This window comes from Jannaschia seohaensis (assembly GCF_900116765.1).
Classification (GTDB): domain Bacteria; phylum Pseudomonadota; class Alphaproteobacteria; order Rhodobacterales; family Rhodobacteraceae; genus Jannaschia; species Jannaschia seohaensis.
The window spans coordinates 305,666-324,039 of the sequence record NZ_UETC01000001.1; the positions used below are offsets into that span (position 1 = coordinate 305,666).

Annotated in this window: 19 protein-coding genes; 7 read left to right on the forward strand and 12 right to left on the reverse strand. The window is 68.5% G+C overall.

Features of this window, described 5'->3' with window-relative positions; genetic code table 11:
- The first annotated feature begins 50 nt into the window (after window positions 1-50).
- Entirely contained in the window at window positions 51-1,526 is a 1,476-nt protein-coding gene (locus DTQ71_RS01485) for an FGGY-family carbohydrate kinase (RefSeq protein WP_109562507.1), read from the forward strand.
- A gap of 19 nt (window positions 1,527-1,545) precedes the next feature.
- Here DTQ71_RS01485 and DTQ71_RS01490 read toward each other — a convergent pair whose 3' ends face one another.
- The 6 genes from DTQ71_RS01490 to DTQ71_RS01515 all read right to left on the reverse strand — a co-directional run bounded on the left by DTQ71_RS01490 (window position 1,546) and on the right by DTQ71_RS01515 (window position 7,265).
- Entirely contained in the window at window positions 1,546-1,848 is a 303-nt protein-coding gene (locus tag DTQ71_RS01490; protein WP_109562508.1) for a 4Fe-4S dicluster domain-containing protein, read from the reverse strand.
- 289 nt (window positions 1,849-2,137) lie between these two features.
- Complete coding sequence (locus tag DTQ71_RS01495) at window positions 2,138-2,509, reverse strand: nuclear transport factor 2 family protein (protein ID WP_109562509.1); 372 nt, start codon at window positions 2,507-2,509, stop codon at window positions 2,138-2,140.
- A 194-nt stretch (window positions 2,510-2,703) separates the two neighbouring features.
- On the reverse strand, window positions 2,704-3,054 hold the full coding sequence (locus tag DTQ71_RS24810) for an HNH endonuclease (protein ID WP_109562510.1): 351 nt from the start codon (window positions 3,052-3,054) through the stop codon (window positions 2,704-2,706).
- A 268-nt stretch (window positions 3,055-3,322) separates the two neighbouring features.
- Window positions 3,323-4,246, reverse strand: a complete 924-nt coding sequence (locus DTQ71_RS01505; RefSeq protein ID WP_109562511.1) for a carbohydrate ABC transporter permease — start codon at window positions 4,244-4,246, stop codon at window positions 3,323-3,325.
- A complete protein-coding gene (locus DTQ71_RS01510) occupies window positions 4,243-5,337 on the reverse strand; it encodes a carbohydrate ABC transporter permease (RefSeq protein WP_109562512.1) in 1,095 nt (364 codons plus the stop codon). The genes DTQ71_RS01505 and DTQ71_RS01510 overlap by 4 nt, the downstream gene beginning before the upstream one ends.
- A 242-nt stretch (window positions 5,338-5,579) precedes the next feature.
- Window positions 5,580-7,265 (reverse strand): extracellular solute-binding protein, encoded by a 1,686-nt coding sequence (locus DTQ71_RS01515; RefSeq protein ID WP_109562513.1) that lies wholly within the window; start codon window positions 7,263-7,265, stop codon window positions 5,580-5,582.
- Window positions 7,266-7,423: 158 nt separating this feature from the next.
- Here DTQ71_RS01515 and DTQ71_RS01520 point away from each other — a divergent pair, with 158 nt between their 5' ends.
- The 3 genes from DTQ71_RS01520 to DTQ71_RS01530 all read left to right on the forward strand — a co-directional run bounded on the left by DTQ71_RS01520 (window position 7,424) and on the right by DTQ71_RS01530 (window position 10,133).
- On the forward strand, window positions 7,424-8,464 hold the full coding sequence (locus tag DTQ71_RS01520; RefSeq protein WP_109562514.1) for an ABC transporter ATP-binding protein: 1,041 nt from the start codon (window positions 7,424-7,426) through the stop codon (window positions 8,462-8,464).
- Window positions 8,465-8,770: 306 nt separating this feature from the next.
- On the forward strand, window positions 8,771-9,217 hold the full coding sequence (locus tag DTQ71_RS01525) for an RbsD/FucU family protein (protein ID WP_109562515.1): 447 nt from the start codon (window positions 8,771-8,773) through the stop codon (window positions 9,215-9,217).
- Window positions 9,210-10,133 (forward strand): ribokinase, encoded by a 924-nt coding sequence (locus tag DTQ71_RS01530; protein ID WP_109562516.1) that lies wholly within the window; start codon window positions 9,210-9,212, stop codon window positions 10,131-10,133. The genes DTQ71_RS01525 and DTQ71_RS01530 overlap by 8 nt, the downstream gene beginning before the upstream one ends.
- Window positions 10,134-10,279: 146 nt before the next feature.
- Here DTQ71_RS01530 and DTQ71_RS01535 read toward each other — a convergent pair whose 3' ends face one another.
- The 6 genes from DTQ71_RS01535 to dapD all read right to left on the reverse strand — a co-directional run bounded on the left by DTQ71_RS01535 (window position 10,280) and on the right by dapD (window position 15,273).
- Window positions 10,280-10,513 (reverse strand): 4a-hydroxytetrahydrobiopterin dehydratase, encoded by a 234-nt coding sequence (locus tag DTQ71_RS01535; RefSeq protein WP_109562517.1) that lies wholly within the window; start codon window positions 10,511-10,513, stop codon window positions 10,280-10,282.
- Window positions 10,510-11,712 (reverse strand): GNAT family N-acetyltransferase, encoded by a 1,203-nt coding sequence (locus DTQ71_RS01540; RefSeq protein WP_109562518.1) that lies wholly within the window; start codon window positions 11,710-11,712, stop codon window positions 10,510-10,512. The genes DTQ71_RS01535 and DTQ71_RS01540 overlap by 4 nt, the downstream gene beginning before the upstream one ends.
- A gap of 25 nt (window positions 11,713-11,737) precedes the next feature.
- Complete coding sequence (locus DTQ71_RS01545; RefSeq protein WP_109562519.1) at window positions 11,738-12,493, reverse strand: glycerophosphodiester phosphodiesterase family protein; 756 nt, start codon at window positions 12,491-12,493, stop codon at window positions 11,738-11,740.
- Window positions 12,490-12,948, reverse strand: coding sequence for a RidA family protein (locus tag DTQ71_RS01550; protein ID WP_109562520.1), 459 nt, complete (start codon window positions 12,946-12,948; stop codon window positions 12,490-12,492). The genes DTQ71_RS01545 and DTQ71_RS01550 overlap by 4 nt, the downstream gene beginning before the upstream one ends.
- 92 nt (window positions 12,949-13,040) lie before the next feature.
- Window positions 13,041-13,883: a D-alanine--D-alanine ligase family protein gene (locus DTQ71_RS01555; RefSeq protein WP_109562521.1), complete on the reverse strand. Its 843-nt coding sequence runs from the start codon at window positions 13,881-13,883 to the stop codon at window positions 13,041-13,043.
- Window positions 13,884-14,424: 541 nt separating this feature from the next.
- Window positions 14,425-15,273, reverse strand: a complete 849-nt coding sequence (gene dapD, locus DTQ71_RS01560) for a 2,3,4,5-tetrahydropyridine-2,6-dicarboxylate N-succinyltransferase (protein ID WP_109562522.1) — start codon at window positions 15,271-15,273, stop codon at window positions 14,425-14,427.
- A gap of 108 nt (window positions 15,274-15,381) precedes the next feature.
- On the opposite strand from dapD, the gene DTQ71_RS01565 reads away from it, so the two are divergent.
- The 3 genes from DTQ71_RS01565 to paaA all read left to right on the forward strand — a co-directional run bounded on the left by DTQ71_RS01565 (window position 15,382) and on the right by paaA (window position 18,368).
- The gene (locus DTQ71_RS01565; RefSeq protein WP_109562523.1) at window positions 15,382-16,584 is read left to right on the forward strand and encodes a winged helix-turn-helix domain-containing protein; all 1,203 of its coding nucleotides are present in this window, start codon (window positions 15,382-15,384) and stop codon (window positions 16,582-16,584) included.
- 151 nt (window positions 16,585-16,735) lie between these two features.
- Window positions 16,736-17,389, forward strand: a complete 654-nt coding sequence (locus tag DTQ71_RS01570; protein WP_109562524.1) for a thiolase family protein — start codon at window positions 16,736-16,738, stop codon at window positions 17,387-17,389.
- Window position 17,390: 1 nt separating this feature from the next.
- Window positions 17,391-18,368, forward strand: a complete 978-nt coding sequence (gene paaA, locus DTQ71_RS01575) for a 1,2-phenylacetyl-CoA epoxidase subunit PaaA (protein ID WP_109562525.1) — start codon at window positions 17,391-17,393, stop codon at window positions 18,366-18,368.
- Window positions 18,369-18,374 lie beyond the last annotated feature (6 nt).

Below are 18,374 nucleotides of genomic sequence, written 5' to 3' on the forward strand. Positions count from 1 at the left end.
CTAGAATGTCGTGCGCCGGGAAGCTAGCGTTCCCGACAGGGAGGACGCGCATGACCTATCTGCTCGGGATCGATATCGGGACCTTCGAGGCGAAGGGCGTCCTGGCGCGGCCCGATGGGACGGTCGTGGCCCAGGCGACCCGGGCCCACCGGATGGAGGTGCCGCGGTCCGGCTGGGCCGAGCACGACGCGGAGACGGTCTGGTGGGACGGGCTGGTCGCGCTCTGCCGGGAACTTCTGGCGGGGCGCGACGCGGCGGAGGTGGCCTGTCTGGCGCTGAGCGGGATCGGGCCCTGCGTGCTGCCGGTGGATGCGGCGGGCGATCCGCTGGGGCCGGCGATTCTCTATGGGGTGGATGCGCGCGCTGGGGATCAGATCGCGGCGATGACCGAGCGGTTGGGCGCCGAGGCGATGCTGGAGCTGTCCGGCAACGTGCTGACGACGCAGTCGGTGGGGCCGAAGGTGCTGTGGCTGCGCCAGGAGCGGCCGGAGCTCTGGGCGAAGACGGCGGCGATCGAGACCTGCACGACCTTTCTGGTGCGGCGGTTGACCGGGGAACGGGTGCTGGATCACCATTCGGCGGGGCAGTGGACGCCGTTCTACGATGCGCGCGCCGGGGCATGGTCGGCGGAGATGTGCGCGGGCGTGGTCGATCCCGCCATGTTGCCGCGCCTGATCTGGACGACGGAGATCGCGGGCGAGGTGACGGGCGCGGCGGCCGAGGCCACGGGCCTCGCCCCCGGAACGCCGGTCACGGCGGGGACCATCGACGCGGCCGCCGAGGCGGTCAGCGTCGGCGTGCGGGATTCGGGCGACATGATGATCATGTACGGCTCCAGCATGTTCATGATCCAGGTCACGCCGGACCGGCTGGTCGCCCCCTCGCTCTGGTCGGCGCCCTGGCTGTGGCCTGACAGCTGGTGTGCGATGGCGGGGCAGGGCACCTCCGGCACGCTGACCCGCTGGTTCCGCGACCTCGCCGCGCGGGAGTTGGGCGACAACGCCTTCGCGCGGCTCGTGGAGGAGGCCGAGGCGGTGCCGCCCGGCGCCGAGGGGCTGCTTTGCCTGCCCTATTTCTCGGGGGAGCGGACGCCGATCCAGGATCCTCTGGCCAAGGGGTGTTTCTTCGGACTGAACCTGACCCACGGGCGGGGGCACATGTTTCGCGCCCTCTGCGAAGGCGTCGCGATGGGCACGGCCCATGTGCTGGAGACCTATCGCGCGGGCGTCGCGGACCCGGCGCGTGTGCTCGCCGTGGGCGGCGGAGTGCGCAACGCGGTCTGGTTGCAGGCGACGTCGGATTTGGGCGGGGTGGCGCAGTCCCTGTGCAGGTCGAGCGTGGGGGCGTCCTTGGGCGATGCCTTTATCGCCGGATGCGCGGTCGGAGCCTGTGCGCCTGCGGATGTGGCCGCGTGGAACCTGGTCGAGCGGGAGGTGAGGCCAGTGGCGCGGGAGGTCTATGCGCGCGCCTATCCCCTCTGGCGGGAGCTGTATGAAGGGACGAAGGCGGTGGCGCATCGCCTGTGATCCGTGCGGCAGACGCCCGTCAGTCGCGCGCGTCGTCCTCGTCCTGGGCGGCGTCGAGTCCGCGGCGCGTCGCGGCGGTCAGCTTGATCGCGCCATGCATACAAACATCCGCGCAGAGGCCGCAGCACACGCAATCGACGCCATCGATCATAACTGGGTAGCCAAGCAGGTCCCAGGCGATGGCGCTTTGCGGACAGACTTCCACGCAGTCGCCGCAACTCACGCAAGCATCCAGCAGCGCATCGAAACGCAGGGTGCCGGGCGGCCTTCGAGCCGCGCGGGGCGGGCGGAGTGGAAAGGCGATGACCTTGGCAGTCAGCATGGGGTGCTCCGGAGCACATGCGAGAGATAACCCCGAAGGGCCGTTGAGGCCGCCCGCGATCCACGTCTCCAGCGTCGATCGCCCGCAGGAAAGCCAGTCCTCGTTGGTATGCCCGTACAGACCTGCACGTCGTGGCGACAAGGGGTCGTGGGGTGTGGACCGGACCGCGGGGTGTCCCTGGAAGGACACTAGACCGGACGTCGTCTCTTGTCTCGCGTCCTCTGTCGCTTGTTTGACGCCCGCTACCGTGGGGGCAGGGCGCCGGCGGATGACGCGGCTGTGCTGCGCCCTAACGCGCGGAATGATCGAAGAAGGCCTTCATGACGATCTGCCAGTCGCCCTCATGCTTGATGATCGTCAGGTAGTCGGAGAATCGCGTGCCGAAGCACTCATCCGCGACCTTCACCACCGCGACATCGCCGGTCAGGTCGATGGAGAGGATTTCCGAGACATAGGGTGTCCCCGGCTCCGCCGCTTCCTCGCCTTCGAGCGATCGAATGAAGGTCTCCCGGTCGAAGAACTCATAGGTCCCGTTGAAGTGGCCGGCCTGCATGCATTGCGGATGCATCGCGCGCTCCAGGAGCGCCCGTTGGCCGTAGATCATCCCCTCCAGGTAGTCCTTGACCACGCGCTCGATCGCGTCCCGTTCGTTCGTCGTCATCGATATGAGTCCTTCGACAAAGCCTCCGGGTTGGGGGCGGCGGAAGTGTAGAAACCCCGTGCCCGTCGCTCAATCCTTGGGTTTCCGGGGCCGATCCGTACCGGGTGCGCCGGTTGGACGAGGACCGGGGGGCAGCGTCTGAGGGCGCCGGTCCAAACCGAGCCGTTTCGACGGAACGCGCGGTGGTTGGCGCATTATCGAAAAGAGCGCGCGATCTCGCGCATGCGCGCGTCCATCCACCGGCCGTGGGCCATCCGTCCCATGACATGAGCCCTGTGGCCCTCTGGGCATCGCGCGGTTTTCCCCTGGTGGCGGGCGCGGTTGCAGAAGAAGTGAGCCGCCACGATGTTGTCGGCGCTGTCGGCACCCCCGGCCGATCTGGGGCGGAGATGCTCCGCGGTGCAGCGCAGCCGGATCGGGTAACGCCCCTGTGCGGCTTTTCCACTGATCCTCATCCGTTCCGACCACATCGGGAGGCCGCAATAGTAGCACCGCCCTTTCTGTACCCGCATTTTCCGGTCGCGGATGGCCTTGATGTTCGGCATCTCGCCTCACTCCTCGTGCTGTTCGAAGAAGCGATGACGCGATGCCCGAAGGCACTCCCCGGAAAGAAGCTAAAGCTCGCGCGCTGCCCGATAGGTCGTGGCTACGCAGGCCGGTCCGAGCGGCCGAAGGGCTCGCGCGGATGTAGTCAAGCTACGGGGATGATGCTGGGCGCGGGGGGGCTCCCGTGTCAACTCATTCCGAGTGGATCGAACGCGACGGGCCGTGCCCTCTGCATAGGTGACGGTGAAAGACCGTCGGTCCCGGAGGTCACTTCACCGCGCCCGCTGCCATCCCCTTGATGATGAACCGCTCCAGCACGATCCCGATGATGATGAGCGGCAGGATCGCCGCGAAGCTGAGAGCCGCCATGGACCACCAGGAAATCCCCTGCGATCCCGTCTGCGACGCCACCATCACCGGCAAGGTGTTCGCGTGGGTCGAGGTCAGAAGGGCCGCGAAGAAATACTCGTTCCAGGTCAGCACCAGCGACAGGATGAAGGCCGCGACCATGCCCGGCAGGGCGATGGGCAGGATGATCGTCAGGAACGCGCCCCAGATGCCGAGGCCGTCGACCATCGCGGCCTCTTCCAGCTCGGTCGGGATGGCGGCGAACTGGTCGCGCATGATCCAGATGACGATGGGGAGCACGGTCAGCGTATAGAGCAGGATCAGGCCGATGCGGCTGTCGAGCAGGTCGAGCTCCCGGTAGAGAATCAGGAAAGGCAGGGCCAAGACGACCGGCGGCAGGATCAGCTGCGACAGGAAGAAGAACGAGATGTCGTCGTTCTTCATCGGCCCGAACCGGAAGGAAAAGCGCGACAGCCCATAGGCCGCGCAACTCCCCAGGACGACCGCCAGCAGCGAGGCGGAGACCGAGATGATGGTGGAGTTCCAGAACCGGCGCAGGAATTCCTCTCGCGGGGTCGAGATCTGGCCGATCGTCTCGGGCGAGAGGCCGAGGGCGCGCCAGCCCAGCCACTTGGGCTCGAAATCGACATAGGGGATCATATTGCCCTGCATGACGTCCGGCGCGGCTTTGAAGCTGGTCGTGATGGTCCAGTAGATCGGGAACAGGCAGATGATGGCCCAGGCGATCAGCAGTGCGTAGATCGCCACCTTGGAGAGCGCGAAGGGCGCGCGATAGGCGCGGTCGGATTCGCCGTCGCGGAAGATCTGGGTCTCGGTGGTCATGTCTGCGGGCGGCTCCAGCGGGCGGTGACCTTGATGAGGACCGTCATCGCGACGACGATCACCACCAGATAGATGAAGGCCAGCATCGTGCCGTAGCCGACATTCGAACGGTCCCGGTATTCCCGGAAGATGAAGCTGGTAACGGTGTCCGTCGCGCCGCCGGGCCCGCCCGAGGTGATGTTGATGACGATGTCGGCCAGCTTCAGCTTGAAGATGACGCGGATCAGGATCGCCGTGATCGAGACCGGCAGCATCAGCGGAAACGTCACCTCCCAAAAGCGGCGCCAGGGCGAGGCGCCGTCGACCTCGGCGGCTTCGTGCAACTCCCGCGGGATGGCCTGGAGGCCCGCGAGCAGCATGATCATCATGAAGGGGATGTAGGTCCAGGCATCCATCATCATCATCATCAGCCGCGCGATCTCGGGCGAGCCGTAGAAGGACGGGTTCTCCCAGCCGAGTTCGCGGGCCAGCCGCGCCATCGGGCCGAAGCGGGGCTCGAACATCGACTTGCCGATCATCCAGGAGACCGCGACGGGGCTGAGCATGAGCGGCAGCAGGAACGCCACGCGGAAGAATTTGCGCGCCCGGATATCGGCGTTGAGCAGCAGCGCGAGGCCGAAGGCGATGACGTATTCGACCAGGATCGCCGCCGTATAGAGCACCATGTTCCAGAGCGCGTTGAGGTAGAACGGGTCCTCCATCGCCTGCCAGAAATTGTCGAACCCATTGAATTTCCTGCCATCCGGCGAGGCGAGGTTCCAGTCGCTCATCGCGATGCCCGCGCCGAAGATCAGCGGGAAGATGACCAGCGCCCCGACGAAGAGCGCGGCGGGCAGCACGAAGAGCGTCCGCTTGCCCTGCTCGCCATAAAGGACGACCTGCGCCCAGCAGAGCAGGGTCGAGAAGACGCAGAAGGCGTAGAGCGTGGGCCGCCATGTCTCCAGGCCCAGAGACAGCAGGCCGGTCTGGTCGGCGGTCTGGACCAGGGCGGTCACGACCAGAAGCCCAAAGCCGCCCCAGATCATCATCTTGCCGCGCCGCTCGCGTGCCGGTGAAATCTCGTCGTCGGTGACGATGTGAAGTTCTGACATGACTGACATGCTAGTCATGTCAGTGCGCCATTGGGAAGAGGGATCGACGTGCGATGCCCATGAAATCGGACATGTGATCCGGGGGGCGGACGGGGGACCGCAGCGGATGGTCGGGGGCTTGGCGCATCCCGAGGTTTCCCGCTCGAAAGGACGGGGACATCACCGGGCCAGCCCCCGCGCCCCGAAGACGAAAAAAGCCCCGGCGGAGCGATCCGCCGGGGCCGTCGCGCGGGGTCAGCCGGTCACAGACCCAGCGACGCCTTGTAGAGCGCGATCTGGCTGTCGCGCCCGATCTGGTCGGTGATTTCCTCCCAGGCGGCGGCGATGGCGTCCGCCGTCTCTTGCGCGCTGCCGTATTGCCCGGCGAGGCCGCGCACCAGCAGATCCTCGGCGATCGAGTAGTACTGGAAAATGCCGGGGATGCGCGGCTCGATGGCGGCGTTCGGGTGGTTGTAGCTGTCCAGGTTGGAGCCGAGATAATCCTCGATGAAGTCGCGATCGTAGCCCGCGGCCTCCCACTCCTCGTACTGGAACTGGCTGTTCCGGTAGGGCTGGTAGCCGGACGGATAGGCCGACATCCACAGCGCGATGTCCTTGCCGCCCAGATGCGCCGCCGCTGACCAGGCCGCCTGACGGCGCAGGTCGTCATCCTGGACGCGGTTGGTCACATAGATGCCCCAGCCGATATAGGCGTTGTTGGGCGCCTCGTTGGGCGTGTTCTCCCAGGCGCCGGCGGCGGCGTTGTAGACCCGCTCCGAGCCGGGGATCGTCGAGAAGCCGACCACGTCGCCCACGACCGAGGTGTCCGAGGTGCGCGCGTTCGAGCCCACATCGCCCCACCACGCGATCAGACCGCCGGTGCCGGCCAGGAACTGCTGGAAGGCGGTCGTGTTCGGATCGGCGTTGATCTGATCGGTCGGATAGGCGCCCTCGACCTGCATCAGGTCCATGACGTCCTGGATCGCCTGCACCCAGCCCGGATTGTTGATACGCGGCTTCATCGTGTCGGGGTCGAAGAGCCAGGCGGGATCGTCGGAATGCTTGACGTAAGGCGCCGCCCGGTCGGCCAGGAAGTAGAAGCCGAAGCCGCCCCAGGTGTATTTCAGCGGATCGAGGAAGCCGTGGGCGGGCAGCCCGGTCAGCGGGTCGGTCTTGCCGGCGAGGAAGCGCGACTGGGCGTTCACCTGCTCCCAGGTGGTGGGCGGCGCCCAGTCGGAGCCGTCGCCTTCCGCGGCCCAAGCCTCGGCGAAGTCGGCGTTCTCGTAATAGTCGTTGCGGTAGACCAGGGTATGGCAGTCGCCGTCGATGGAGACGCGGTAGGTCTGCCCGTCCCAAGTGCCCACTGGCGCCTTCAGGTAGTCGACATAGTCGTCCATCTCGATGTCCTGCGCGACCCAGTCGGGCATCGGGTCGAGCAGGCCGCGGCCGGCGGTGTCGCCCTCGAACGGCGCGCCCATGGCGAAGACGTCGAAATCGACCGTGCCGGTGGCGATGGCCTGCTGGAGGCGCGGGTTGTAATCGGCCTGGGCGAGGTCGATCCAGTTGATCCTGGCGCCGGTATATTCCTCCCAGGAGCGCAGGAAGCCGCGGAACAGGATGTTGTGCTGGCCCTGGTTGTTGAGGCCCATGAAGGTCAGTTCGACACCCTCGAAGGCGCCCGGCTCGAACCGCTCCCGCGTGGTCCCGAGGCAGAGCTCGCCCACCCGCTGCCAATCGGCATCGGTGGGGCTGCCCATGCCGACGCCGGGGATCTGCAGGATCTGGGCGCGCAGTGCGGCATGGGCGTCCGCATGGGCGGCCCCCGCGCCAAGTCCCGCCGAGAGGCCGCCAAGCGCGGCAAGCCCGCCCGTCGCCGTCGCGCCGCGCAGCACGCCGCGGCGGCTGATTTTCCCATGCCGCAGCATGTGCTCGTAAATATGCGTCTTCATCGTCGCTGGTCCTCCCTTCGGGCCACCCCTCCCCGGGCGCCCTTAATGCCTGGACAGTCGCCGCCCGTGCCCCGACCTGTCAACTGGCATGTTAGCATGTCGGTGGTGACAGGCGCCTCCGACCCGGCTAGCTTCCGCCAGAGGAAGAAGGGGAGCCCATGGCCAACGTCACGATCCGCGACCTGCGGAAGTCCTATGGGGACACTCAGGTCATTCATGGCCTCGATATCGACATTCTCGACGGGGAGTTCGTGGTGCTCGTCGGTCCCTCGGGCTGCGGCAAGTCCACGCTTTTGCGGATGATCGCGGGTCTGGAGGGGATCACGGGCGGGACCATCGCCATCGGCGACAAGGTGGTGAACAACCTCGCCCCCGCCCGGCGCGACATCGCGATGGTGTTCCAGAACTACGCGCTCTACCCGCACAAGACGGTCCGCGCGAACATGGCGTTCAGCCTGCGGATGAAGCGCATGGACAAGGCCGAGATCAAGGAGCGGGTGGACCGCGCCGCCGCGATCCTCGGTCTGACGGACTACCTGGATCGCTATCCCCGGGCCCTCTCCGGCGGGCAGCGGCAGCGGGTGGCCATGGGCCGGGCCATCGTGCGCGACCCGCAGGTGTTCCTCTTCGACGAGCCGCTCTCGAACCTCGACGCCAAGCTTCGCGTCCAGATGCGCGCCGAGATCCGGGAGTTGCATCAGCGCCTCGCCACCACCACCGTCTACGTCACCCATGACCAGATCGAGGCCATGACCATGGCCGACAAGATCGTGGTGCTTCAGGGCGGGCGGATCGAGCAGATCGGCTCCCCGCTGGAGCTTTACGACAAGCCGGCCAACGCCTTCGTGGCCAGCTTCATCGGCTCGCCCTCGATGAACCTGATCCCGGCCATCGGCACCGGGGACGGCGCTCGCATCGGCGATGCCGTGCTCGCCGTTCCGGGTGTCGCGGCGAATCGGTCCGTGACGCTGGGGATGCGGCCCGAGGATCTGACTCTGTCCGACGCTGGGCTGCCCGCCACCGTCTCGGTGGTCGAGCCCACCGGCTCCGAGACCCATATCGTCGCGCGGCTGGGCGACCGCGACGTGACCGCCGTCACCCGCGACCGGCCCAGCGTGCGCCCCGGCGAGACGATCCACCTCGCCCCCGTGCCAGGGCGCGTGCATCTGTTCGACGCGGAGAGCGGCGCGCGCTTGTGACGCCTGCCGCCCGGCGGCAGCGCGAAAGGCGAGGGGCCGGGGCCGCGGGCGGTCGTCTGCGGTCACGTCCAGGCGCGTCGCGCGCGACCCCGCGGCGCCCCTCTGCACCGGTGCCGACCCTACATGTCTCGGACGGCCCCGATCCCCGGCCCCGGACACGCCGCGTCGTCTGAGATCGTCCGCGGGTCGTGACGCGCGGCGCAGGACCGCGCTAGGCTGCGGATGCGGGACCGGGCGCTGATTCGGTGCCGCTCCGCTTCCCGGTGTCGGGGGCGGGACGACGCTTCGACCATCTGGACCCATCCCATGCTCAAGGGCATCGACCCCATCCTCAACGCCGACGTGCTCTATGCCCTCCGGGCCATGGGCCACGGCGACATGCTGATCCTGGCCGACACCAACTTCCCCTCCGACGCCATCGCGCAGGAGACGGTGCATGGCGAGCTTTTGCGCATCGACCGCCCCATGGGCGAGGTCGCGCAAGCGGTGCTTTCGGTGATGCCGCTCGATACCTTTGTGGAGGATTTCGCCGGCCGAATGGAGATCGTGGGCGACCCCGATACCGTGCCCCCCGTCCAGCAGGAGGTGCAGGACGCCATCGCCGCCACCGGCGAGGCCCGGCCCATGGTCGGGATCGAGCGCTTCGCCTTCTACGACCTCGCCCGCGAGGCCTATGCCGTGATCCAGACCGGGGAGCGACGCTTCTACGGTTGCATCATGCTGCGCAAGGGGGTGATCGGTCCCGATGAGTGATGTCGTCATCCTCGGCGTCTTCGTCGCCGACACCGCCTATCGCGCCGACCGCCAGCCCCGGATGGGCGAGACGATCCTGGGGCGCAGCTTCGCGCTGGGACCGGGGGGCAAGGGCTCCAACCAGGCGGTCGCCTGCGCCAAGGCCGGTGCCGATATTGCCTTCGTCAGCCGCATCGGGCGCGACCCGTTCGGCGACATGGCCATGGCTGCTTGGGAGGGGGCCGGGGTCGATGCCTCCGCCGTCGAGCGCTCCGACGAGGCGACGGGCGCGGCCTATATCTTCATCGACGATGCCACCGGCGACAACGCCATCATCATCGCGCCGGGGGCCGCGGGCGGGATCGACGCGGGCTTCGTCGAGGCGCAGGCCGACCTGATCCGCGGGGCCAAGGTCTTCGTCACCCAACTGGAGCAGCCGATGCCGGCGGCGGTCCGCGCACTGGAGATCGCGCGGGATGGCGGGGTAACGACCGTGCTCAATCCCGCCCCGGCAGCGAAATTGCCCGAGGGCATGCTGGCCCTGTGCGACTGGGTCACGCCGAACGAGAGCGAGGCGGAAGCGTTGACCGGCGTGTCCGTGGCCGATTTGGACGGCGCGCGGGCGGCAGGGGACGCGCTGTTGGCGGCGGGCGTAGCGAAGGGGGCCGTCCTGACGCTGGGCGGGCAAGGCGCGCTTTTACACATGGCGGATCGCTCGATCCACGTGCCGGTCTTTCCGGCCGGGCCGGTGGTCGAGACGACGGGCGCGGGCGACGCGTTCAACGGCGGCTTCGTCGCGGCCCTGGCCGAGGGGCGCGACCCGGAAGAGGCGGTCCGCTTCGGCTGCGCCACCGCCTCGATCAGCGTGACGCGGGCGGGGACGGCGCCGTCCATGCCGTCGCGCGCGGAGATCGACGCGCTCTTGGCCGGGAGCTAGGAGAAGCCTGGCTGCGCGCGGGTCGGAGGTGCTCCGTCCTGCGCGTCGTGGTTCTGGCCTGCGTCGTGTCGTGAGTATTTGGAAACCCGTGATGAGGGGGTAGGTGCCTCGATCCATCTGGTTCGGGGTGCGGCCGCTTGAGGGTGTCAGAGCAGCGCGTCGATGGCGGCGGCCAGGGCGCGGTCCTTGTCGGTCAGGCCGCCCGCGTCATGGGTCGTCAGGCGGATGGAGACCTTGTTGTAGACGTTCGACCATTCGGGATGGTGATCCGCCTTTTCGGCCAGCAGGGCCACGCGGGACATGAAGCCCCAGGCCTCGATGAAATCCTTGAAGGCGAAGTCCCGCTCAAGGCCCCCGTCGCGTTCCGTCCAGTCGCTCATTCCTGCTCCTCAAGCTGTCCGCGTTTGAACGGCCCATAGGCCGTCAGGATCTCGATATCTTCCTCGACGGCCTCCGCCTCGGCCTCCAGGAACTGGGCGATGGCGGCGCGAAAGCCCTCGTTCGGGATGTGGTGCAGCGAGTGGCAGGTGACGGGCAGGTAGCCGCGCGCCAGCTTGTGTTGGCCCTGCGCGCCCGCCTCCACGCGGCTCAGACCGCGCGCGATGGCGTGGTCGATGGCCTGGTAGTAGCAGAGCTCGAAATGGAGGTTGGAGTGGTGCTCGGTGCAGCCCCAGTAGCGGCCATAGAGCACATCGCGCCCGATGAAGTTCAGCGCGCCCGCGACCGGCACCCCGTCGCGCTCGGCCAGGACCAGCAGCACATCGTCGCGCATACGTTCCTGCACGAGGTCGAAGAAGGCGCGGGTCAGGTAGGGCTGGCCCCATTTGCGCCGCCCGGTATCCTGGTAGAAGCGCCAGAAGGCGTCCCAGTGCTCGGGGCGCAGATCGTCGCCGGTATAGGCGCGGATCTCGCCGCCGAAGCCCTGCGCCTCGCGCCGTTCCTTGCGGATATTCTTGCGCTTGCGCGAGGAGAGCGCGGCGAGGAAGCCCTCGAAATCGGCATAACTGTCGTTGAACCAGTGGAATTGCTGGCTGGAGCGGTCGAGCAGGCCCATGGCCGCGCCCTCCCGGCGCTCTTCCTCGGTGCAGAAGGTGATGTGCAGCGAGGACAGCCCGTTCTGCTCCGTCACCTGCACGGCGGCCTGGACAAGGGCCTGCATGCCCAGGCCTTCCCAGCCGGGCTTGACCAGGAAGCGGCGGCCGGTGGCGGGGGTGAAGGGTACGGCGAGTTGTAGTTTGGGGTAGTAGTCGCCCCCCGCCCGCTCCCAGGCATGGGCCCAGTTATGGTCAAAGATGTATTCGCCTTGGCTGTGCCCCTTGGCGTAAAGCGGTGCGCAGGCGATGGCCTCGCCCCCCGCGCGGGCGACCAGGTATTGCGGCTGCCAGCCGGTGCGCGGGCCGACGGAATGACTGTCCTCCAGCGCGCGCAGGAAGCGGTAGGTGGTGAACGGGTCGGCGGGCGGACCGCCATCGGCGGCCTCCGGGCAGGCGCAGGCATCCCACTCGGCGGCCTCGATCTGGTCGAGGCTCGGCAGGACGTGGATCTCGATGGACTGGTCGGCGGCGGTCGCGGCGGTCATGGCCCATAGGTGGGGCCTGACCGGGTCAGGGCAAGTAGCCCTCGAAGGTGACGGCATCGGCCACGGTCCGCGCGATGCGTTCCTGTTCCTTGCTGCGGATCGTCCAACACAGGATGGGCAGGCCCTGCGCCTTGATCTCGGCCACGCGGGGCATCGTCAGCGCGTCGCCCTGGTGGCTGATGAAGGCGGCCCCGACGCGGTCGAGGTCGGGGATGCGGGCCAGCCGCTCCCGCGTCTCAGCAGGCAGGTCGGGCCAGTCCTCTGCGTCGAAGGCGGAGGTGGTCAGGCCGCGGGGCAGATGCGGCGCCTTGGTGGCCATATGGGCCACGGAATGCGGGTTGAAGGACATCAGCGCGACATCCCCCTCGTAGCCGTCGAGCGCGGCGAGCACCGCATCCTCCAGCGGGCCGACATTCGGCCCCATCGCGCCGTCCTGGTCCTTTACCTCGATCAGGACGGGGACCCGGCCGGCGATTTCGGCGAGGGCCTGGGCGAGGGTGGGCACGCCTTCGTCCCCGCCCAGCAGCGGAACCTCCGCCAGCGCGGCGGCGTCCAGATCCGCGATCTGACCCGCGCGCCCGGTCAGCCGCTCCAGCTTGTAGTCGTGGAAGGCCATCGCGACGCCATCGGCCGAGCGCTGGACGTCCAACTCGATGCCGACGCCGAGTTCGATGGCCGCGCGGAACGCGGCCAGGGAGTTTTCGGGCCGCCCCTTCTCGCGGTCGTGCAAACCGCGATGGGCGAGGTGACCCTTTAGGAAGGAGGCGGGCAGCGGTATCATTTGACGCGGAAGATGCCTTCGATCTCTACCATGACGCCGAAGGGCAGCGACCCCGCCGAGACGGCCGAGCGGGAATGCTTGCCCGCGTCGCCCAGGATTTCGACCAGCAGGTCGGAGGCGCCGTTGACCACCTTGGGCTGGTCGCCGAAATCGGGAGTCGAGTTGACGAAACCGGTCAGCTTCACGACCTGCTCCAGCCGGTCGAGGTCGCCGTCGCAGGCGGCGCGCACCTGGGCGAGCAGGCTCAGCGCGCAGGTGCGGGCGGCGGCGACGCCTTGTTCGAGCGTGGCATCAGCGCCGAGCTTTCCGACCATCAGGCCGTCGGCATCGGCGCTGACCTGACCCGAGACGAAGAGCAGATCGCCCGAGCGCACGGCGGGCACGTAATTGGCGGCGGGCATCGGCGCGTCGGGCAGGGTGATGCCAAGCTCGGTCAGGCGGGCGGTATGGGACATGGGGCGGACTCCGTCGAATGGTTGCGGTTGACGTTGTCATGCCCGGGCCGCGCGGGAAAGGGAAGGGAAGCCCCGCTTGACGCGTCCGCGCCTCAGGCGGCCTTGGGGGCCGCGCCCGCCCCGGCGACCTCGGCCCAGAGCGCGCCATCGAAGAGCGCGTAATGTCGGGCGCCCAAAGCCCGATGCGCGGCCGTCGCGGCTTGGGTGAGCGCGCGGGCGAGATCGTCATCCAGCTCGGCCGGGCAGATCGGCTGGGCCTCGTCCCGGGTCGATTGCCGCAGCGCGCCGCCCGCGCCCTCCAGCTTGTCGGCGACGTCGCGGATGGGGCGGTCCTCGCTGACCGGAGTTTCGATGAAGGGGGGCACGATCAGATCCCCCTCGCGTTCGATCACGGCGGCGCGGATCTCGCGGCCGGGGATGAAGGCCTCGGCCATGGCGGCGGGCGTGTCCGCCGGGTCGCGGATGATGGAGATCCCACGCGAGTTGTTCTCAGTATCGGGCCTGACGACATAGGGAGCCGGCAGGTCGCGTCGGAGGCCCCCCTCGATCCGCCGGGCCTCGGCGACGGGCACGCCACCCGAGGCGGGGACGTCGCGGGTCCAGAGCTTGGAGGTGGCGAGTCCCGTGACCGGCGCGGGCGAGCCGACCAGCGGCAAGCCCAGCACGTCCTCGACCAGGGCGCGGTAGGCGGTCATCCCGGCGGGGTAGAACATGTGCCGCACGATCACGTCTGGCGTGCCGATCTCGTCCAGCGGTTCGGGCAACGTGCGGTCGGAGCCCATCTCGTCCGGCGCGGCACCGAAGCACCAGGCCCCGCCAGGGGTCACTTCGGCGAATCGGTGGTGTGTGCCTGCGAGGCGCGGGACCGTCGCCGCGCATATCCGCGACAGGTCGGCGTAGAACGGCTCCTTGGTGGATCCGAACCGGTGCCGCACGTCCAGGCGTCTCTCCTACCTGATGTGGAGGGGAGGTGAGCCAGACGTCGCATGGGACGAGGAACCGCCTCCGCCTGCTCGGATCGGTCGCGCGGCGGCTTTGCTGCGGAGACGCGGCGCAGCTGGTGGGCCGGTTCGGGGGAGGGCGCCGCGACAGCCGGTGCACCGAGAAGCGGAACCGATCCGCCCCGGAGCCGGTGGCACGAATGGAGAGGCGGTCGATGTCACAGAGGCGGGGCTTGAGGCGCGCGGGTCTCCGAAGCTGCGAAGGATGGAGCGCGTGGGTCCGACGATACCCGGGACGCGGTTCCGCCCTGGCGCGGAGGCCAGGGCAGCGATGCTCCCATCCCCTTGGGTTGGGACGTTCAGAAGGCCAGCTGACCTAGAACTGTCCCCAGGGCGGGGCTTTGCGTCGACCGTGTCCGTCCTGACGCCGGGCCCCGCGGAGTGCGGCCGCGGGGCGCAGGCCGCCGCAGGCGTGCCGCGCGGTTCCGAGCGGCCCCGGCTCCCCGGAGGCCGACGGACCCCGCCTGGCCTTCACTCAGTCCCGCAGAAGCTCGTTGATCGAGGTCTTGGACCGGGTCCGCTCGTCCACCTGCTTGACGATCACGGCGCAATAGAGGTTCGGCGCCGGCTGGCCGTTTCCCATCACCGAGCTGCCGGGCATCGAGCCCGCCACGACCACCGAATAGGGCGGCACCTCGCCATAGGTGATCTCGCCGGTGGCCCGGTTCACGATCTTCGTGGACTTGCCGATGAACACGCCCATGCCCAGCACCGAGCCCTCGCGGACGATGCAGCCCTCGACCACCTCGGAGCGGGCGCCGATGAAGCAATTGTCCTCGATGATCGTCGGACCGGCCTGCATCGGCTCCAGCACGCCGCCGATGCCGACGCCGCCCGAGAGGTGCACGTTTTTGCCGATCTGCGCGCAGGAGCCGACCGTGGCCCAGGTATCGACCATGGTCCCCGAATCGACATAGGCGCCTAGGTTCACGAAGGACGGCATCAGCACCACCCCCGGCGCGATATAGGCCGAGCGGCGCACGATGCAGTTCGGCACCGCGCGGAAGCCGGCCTGCTCCCACTTTCCGGAGTTCCAGCCGTTGAACTTGCTGTCGACCTTGTCCCACCAGGACCCGCCCTGGGGGCCGCCCGCCTGGAGCTCCATGTCCTTGAGGCGGAAGCCCAGCAGCACCGCCTTCTTGGCCCATTGGTTCACATGCCATTCGCCGGACTCGGCGCGCTCGGCCACGCGGAGGCTGCCTGTATCGAGCGCGTCCAGGGTCTGTTCGATGGCGTCGCGGGTTTCGCCCGTGGTCTGGGGCGAGATCGTCTCGCGGACTTCCCAGGCGGCTTCGATGGCGGCTTCGAGCTGGTCGTTGGACATGGGGCGCGGCCTCTGGCGGTGTGTCGGTTCCGCGCTCCTCTAACGGCGGGGGGGCAAGGGGGCAATGCCGGGGCTTGCCCGGGGCCCCGCCTCTGGTAGCGGTGGCGCATGTCCGCGCGCCCCCAGATCGACCTCCGCACCGCCCGCGCCCTGTTCCTGCATCGCCACGGTCTGTCGGATGCGCCGTCTGGGCCGGGGCGGGGGACGGATCTGGCGGAGGTGATCGACGGACTGGGCTTCGTCCAACTCGACAGCATCGCCACGGTCGCCCGGGCCCAGCACATGATCCTGCACGCCCGCCGCACCTCCTATCGCGCCCCCGCGCTGGCGGCGCTGCACGACCGTGACCGGCTGCTCTTCGAGCACTGGACCCACGATGCGAGTGTCCTTCCGATCCGCTTCTTCCCCTATTGGCGGCTGAAGTTCGCCCGCTATGCCGACCCCGAGAACCGCCGCTGGCGGCACTGGCATGACGGGTTCGAGCACAAGTTGGAGGAGGTGACGGAGCGGATCGCGCGGGACGGCCCCTGTTCCTCCTCGGATGTGGGAGAGGACGAGGGGCGCAGCGCGGGCGGCTGGTGGGAGTGGCATCCCTCGAAGGCGGCGCTGGAGTATTTGTGGCGCTGCGGTCGGATCACGGTGCTGCGGCGGCAGGGGTTCCGCAAGGTCTACGACCTGACCGAGAACGTGGTCCCGGCGGAACATCTCAACGCCTTCGTCCCGGACGAGGCGGTGATCGACTGGGCCTGCGGCGCGGCGCTGGACCGGCTGGGCCTGGCCACCTCCGGAGAGCTGGCGGCGTTCTGGGACTTGGTGACGCCCGCCGAGGCAAGGGACTGGGTCACCGCGAAGGCCGGACGCGGCGAGATCGTCGAGGTCGAATTTCTCTGCGCCGACGGCCGCCTCCGCCGCTGCTGGATGCGGTCCGCGACGCTGGAGGAGACGCCGCCCGACCCGCCCGGCCGGATGCGCGTGCTGTCGCCCTTCGATCCCGCCTTGCGCGACCGCAAGCGGGCGGAGCGGCTGTTCGGCTTCTCCTACCGGATCGAGATCTTCGTCCCCGAGGCGCAGCGCCGCTACGGCTACTACGTCTTTCCGCTGCTGGAGGGCGACCGGATCGTCGGGCGCATCGACATGAAGGCCGAGCGCGACGCCGATCGACTCGCCATCCGCGCGCTATGGCCGGAGCGGGGCCTCCGCTGGGGCGCGGGGCGGCAAGGCCGTCTGGAGGCGGCGCTTGACCGGACGGCGCGGCTTGCGGGCGTGTCGGAGGTGGATTTCGCGGCGGGATGGCTGCGGGAGGCGGGGTGACCCCCGCCCTACGGATCGAGCCGGCGTAGGGCGGGGATGTCCCCGCCTCTCCATTGTGTTACAAATATTAGATCGACATCGCATTTCGTAACATATCGTTGTGACGGACATCTCGGCATGGTATGATCCACTCCGTTTTCGGGAGGGTTCCTTGGACGCGTTCATCTGCGACGGCCTGCGCATGCCCATCGCCCGCTTCGGCGGCGTCTTGTCCCCGATGCATGCGGACGCTCTCGTCGCCCATCCGGTCCGCGCGCTCCTGGCGCGGCGGGCCTTCGGGCCTGCGGCCATGGAGGAGGGCGGTCCGGGGGATGTCGGCCAATCCCTCGTGCGTCATGCCGTGGCCGCTGGGGCGGGGGGAGTGGAAGGAGAGAGCGCACCGGTCGAGATCTCGCAGCGCAAGGGCCCGGAATTGATCTTCGACAGGAATGCGGACACACCGGCCAGGCTTCGCGGGGGCAACGGGCTCGACCTGACGGTGACGGCGGGCCAGGACTCGGGCGTGAATGCCGAGGCGGCGGCGCACATCGCCTCTGGCGAGGCTCTGCGCCAGCAGGATCTGACCCCGATGCCGCGCCTAGACGGCACCGTCTCGGTGGGGCGCACCATCGCCGAGATGGGCGTGATCGCGTTCAGCGAGTCCTTGGCCCCGCGGGCCTCTGTCGGTGGCTCGCGCGCTCGGCCTGCCCGACGATGCCCCCCATCTGAACGGCCACGGCGGCGCCATCGCGACGGGCCAGCAGCCGGGCATGTCGGGCGCGCGGCTCTGTCTCGCGGCGCCGCGACGGTCCTGGAGTGGAGCTGACATGTACGCGCAGATGATCAAGTCGGAGGCGACCCGGGACGACCCCGAAAAGCTCGCCGCCTTTCAGGCCCGCATCGACCGGGGCGAGAAGATCGAACCCAAGGACTGGATGCCCGAGGGCTACCGCAAGACGCTGATCCGCCAGATCGGCCAGCACGCCCATTCCGAGATCGTGGGCCAACTGCCCGAGGGCAACTGGGTCACCCGCGCGCCCACCCTGGAGCGCAAGGCCATCCTGCTCGCCAAGGTGCAGGACGAGGCGGGGCACGGGCTGTATCTCTATTGCGCGGCCGAGACACTGGGGGTCAGCCGCGACGCGCTAACGGAGATGCTGCTGGACGGGCGGATGAAATACTCGTCGATCTTCAATTACCCCACGCTGACCTGGGCCGACATGGGCGCGGTGGGTTGGCTGGTCGACGGCGCCGCGATCATGAACCAGGTGCCGTTGCAGCGCACATCCTACGGGCCCTATGCCCGCGCCATGGTCCGCATCTGCAAGGAAGAATCGTTCCACCAGCGCCAGGGCTTCGACATCATGATGAAGATGGCGAACGGCACCGAGGCGCAGCGGCGCATGGCGCAGGATGCGCTGAACCGCTTCTGGTATCCGTCGCTGATGATGTTCGGTCCGTCGGACAAGGACAGCACGCATTCCGCGCAGTCGATGAAATGGCGGATCAAGATGAACACCAATGACGAGCTTCGGCAGAAATTCGTCGACCAGACCGTGCCGCAGGCCGAGTATCTGGGCCTCACCGTGCCAGACCCGGACCTGCGCTGGAACGAGGAAACCGGGCATTACGACTTCACCGAGCCGGATTGGTCTGAATTCATGGAGGTGATCGCCGGCAACGGGCCTTGCAACCGCGACCGTCTGGAGGCGCGCAACCGCGCCTGGGACGAGGGCGCCTGGGTCCGCGAGGGGCTGATGGCCCATGCCGAGAAGCGCCGCGCGGCGCAGGTCGCGGCGGAGTGAGCCTGC

Excerpts from the sequence above, each read along its gene's own strand:
- DTQ71_RS01485 (WP_109562507.1), top strand. The coding sequence starts at position 51 with ATGACCTATCTGCTCGGGATCGATATCGGGACCTTCGAGGCGAAGGGC.
- DTQ71_RS01490 (WP_109562508.1), bottom strand. The coding sequence starts at position 1,848 with ATGCTGACTGCCAAGGTCATCGCCTTTCCACTCCGCCCGCCCCGCGCG.
- DTQ71_RS01495 (WP_109562509.1), bottom strand. The coding sequence starts at position 2,509 with ATGACGACGAACGAACGGGACGCGATCGAGCGCGTGGTCAAGGACTAC.
- DTQ71_RS24810 (WP_109562510.1), bottom strand. The coding sequence starts at position 3,054 with ATGCCGAACATCAAGGCCATCCGCGACCGGAAAATGCGGGTACAGAAA.
- DTQ71_RS01505 (WP_109562511.1), bottom strand. The coding sequence starts at position 4,246 with ATGACCACCGAGACCCAGATCTTCCGCGACGGCGAATCCGACCGCGCC.
- DTQ71_RS01510 (WP_109562512.1), bottom strand. The coding sequence starts at position 5,337 with ATGTCAGAACTTCACATCGTCACCGACGACGAGATTTCACCGGCACGC.
- DTQ71_RS01515 (WP_109562513.1), bottom strand. The coding sequence starts at position 7,265 with ATGAAGACGCATATTTACGAGCACATGCTGCGGCATGGGAAAATCAGC.
- DTQ71_RS01520 (WP_109562514.1), top strand. The coding sequence starts at position 7,424 with ATGGCCAACGTCACGATCCGCGACCTGCGGAAGTCCTATGGGGACACT.
- DTQ71_RS01525 (WP_109562515.1), top strand. The coding sequence starts at position 8,771 with ATGCTCAAGGGCATCGACCCCATCCTCAACGCCGACGTGCTCTATGCC.
- DTQ71_RS01530 (WP_109562516.1), top strand. The coding sequence starts at position 9,210 with ATGAGTGATGTCGTCATCCTCGGCGTCTTCGTCGCCGACACCGCCTAT.
- DTQ71_RS01535 (WP_109562517.1), bottom strand. The coding sequence starts at position 10,513 with ATGAGCGACTGGACGGAACGCGACGGGGGCCTTGAGCGGGACTTCGCC.
- DTQ71_RS01540 (WP_109562518.1), bottom strand. The coding sequence starts at position 11,712 with ATGACCGCCGCGACCGCCGCCGACCAGTCCATCGAGATCCACGTCCTG.
- DTQ71_RS01545 (WP_109562519.1), bottom strand. The coding sequence starts at position 12,493 with ATGATACCGCTGCCCGCCTCCTTCCTAAAGGGTCACCTCGCCCATCGC.
- DTQ71_RS01550 (WP_109562520.1), bottom strand. The coding sequence starts at position 12,948 with ATGTCCCATACCGCCCGCCTGACCGAGCTTGGCATCACCCTGCCCGAC.
- dapD (WP_109562522.1), bottom strand. The coding sequence starts at position 15,273 with ATGTCCAACGACCAGCTCGAAGCCGCCATCGAAGCCGCCTGGGAAGTC.
- DTQ71_RS01565 (WP_109562523.1), top strand. The coding sequence starts at position 15,382 with ATGTCCGCGCGCCCCCAGATCGACCTCCGCACCGCCCGCGCCCTGTTC.
- paaA (WP_109562525.1), top strand. The coding sequence starts at position 17,391 with ATGTACGCGCAGATGATCAAGTCGGAGGCGACCCGGGACGACCCCGAA.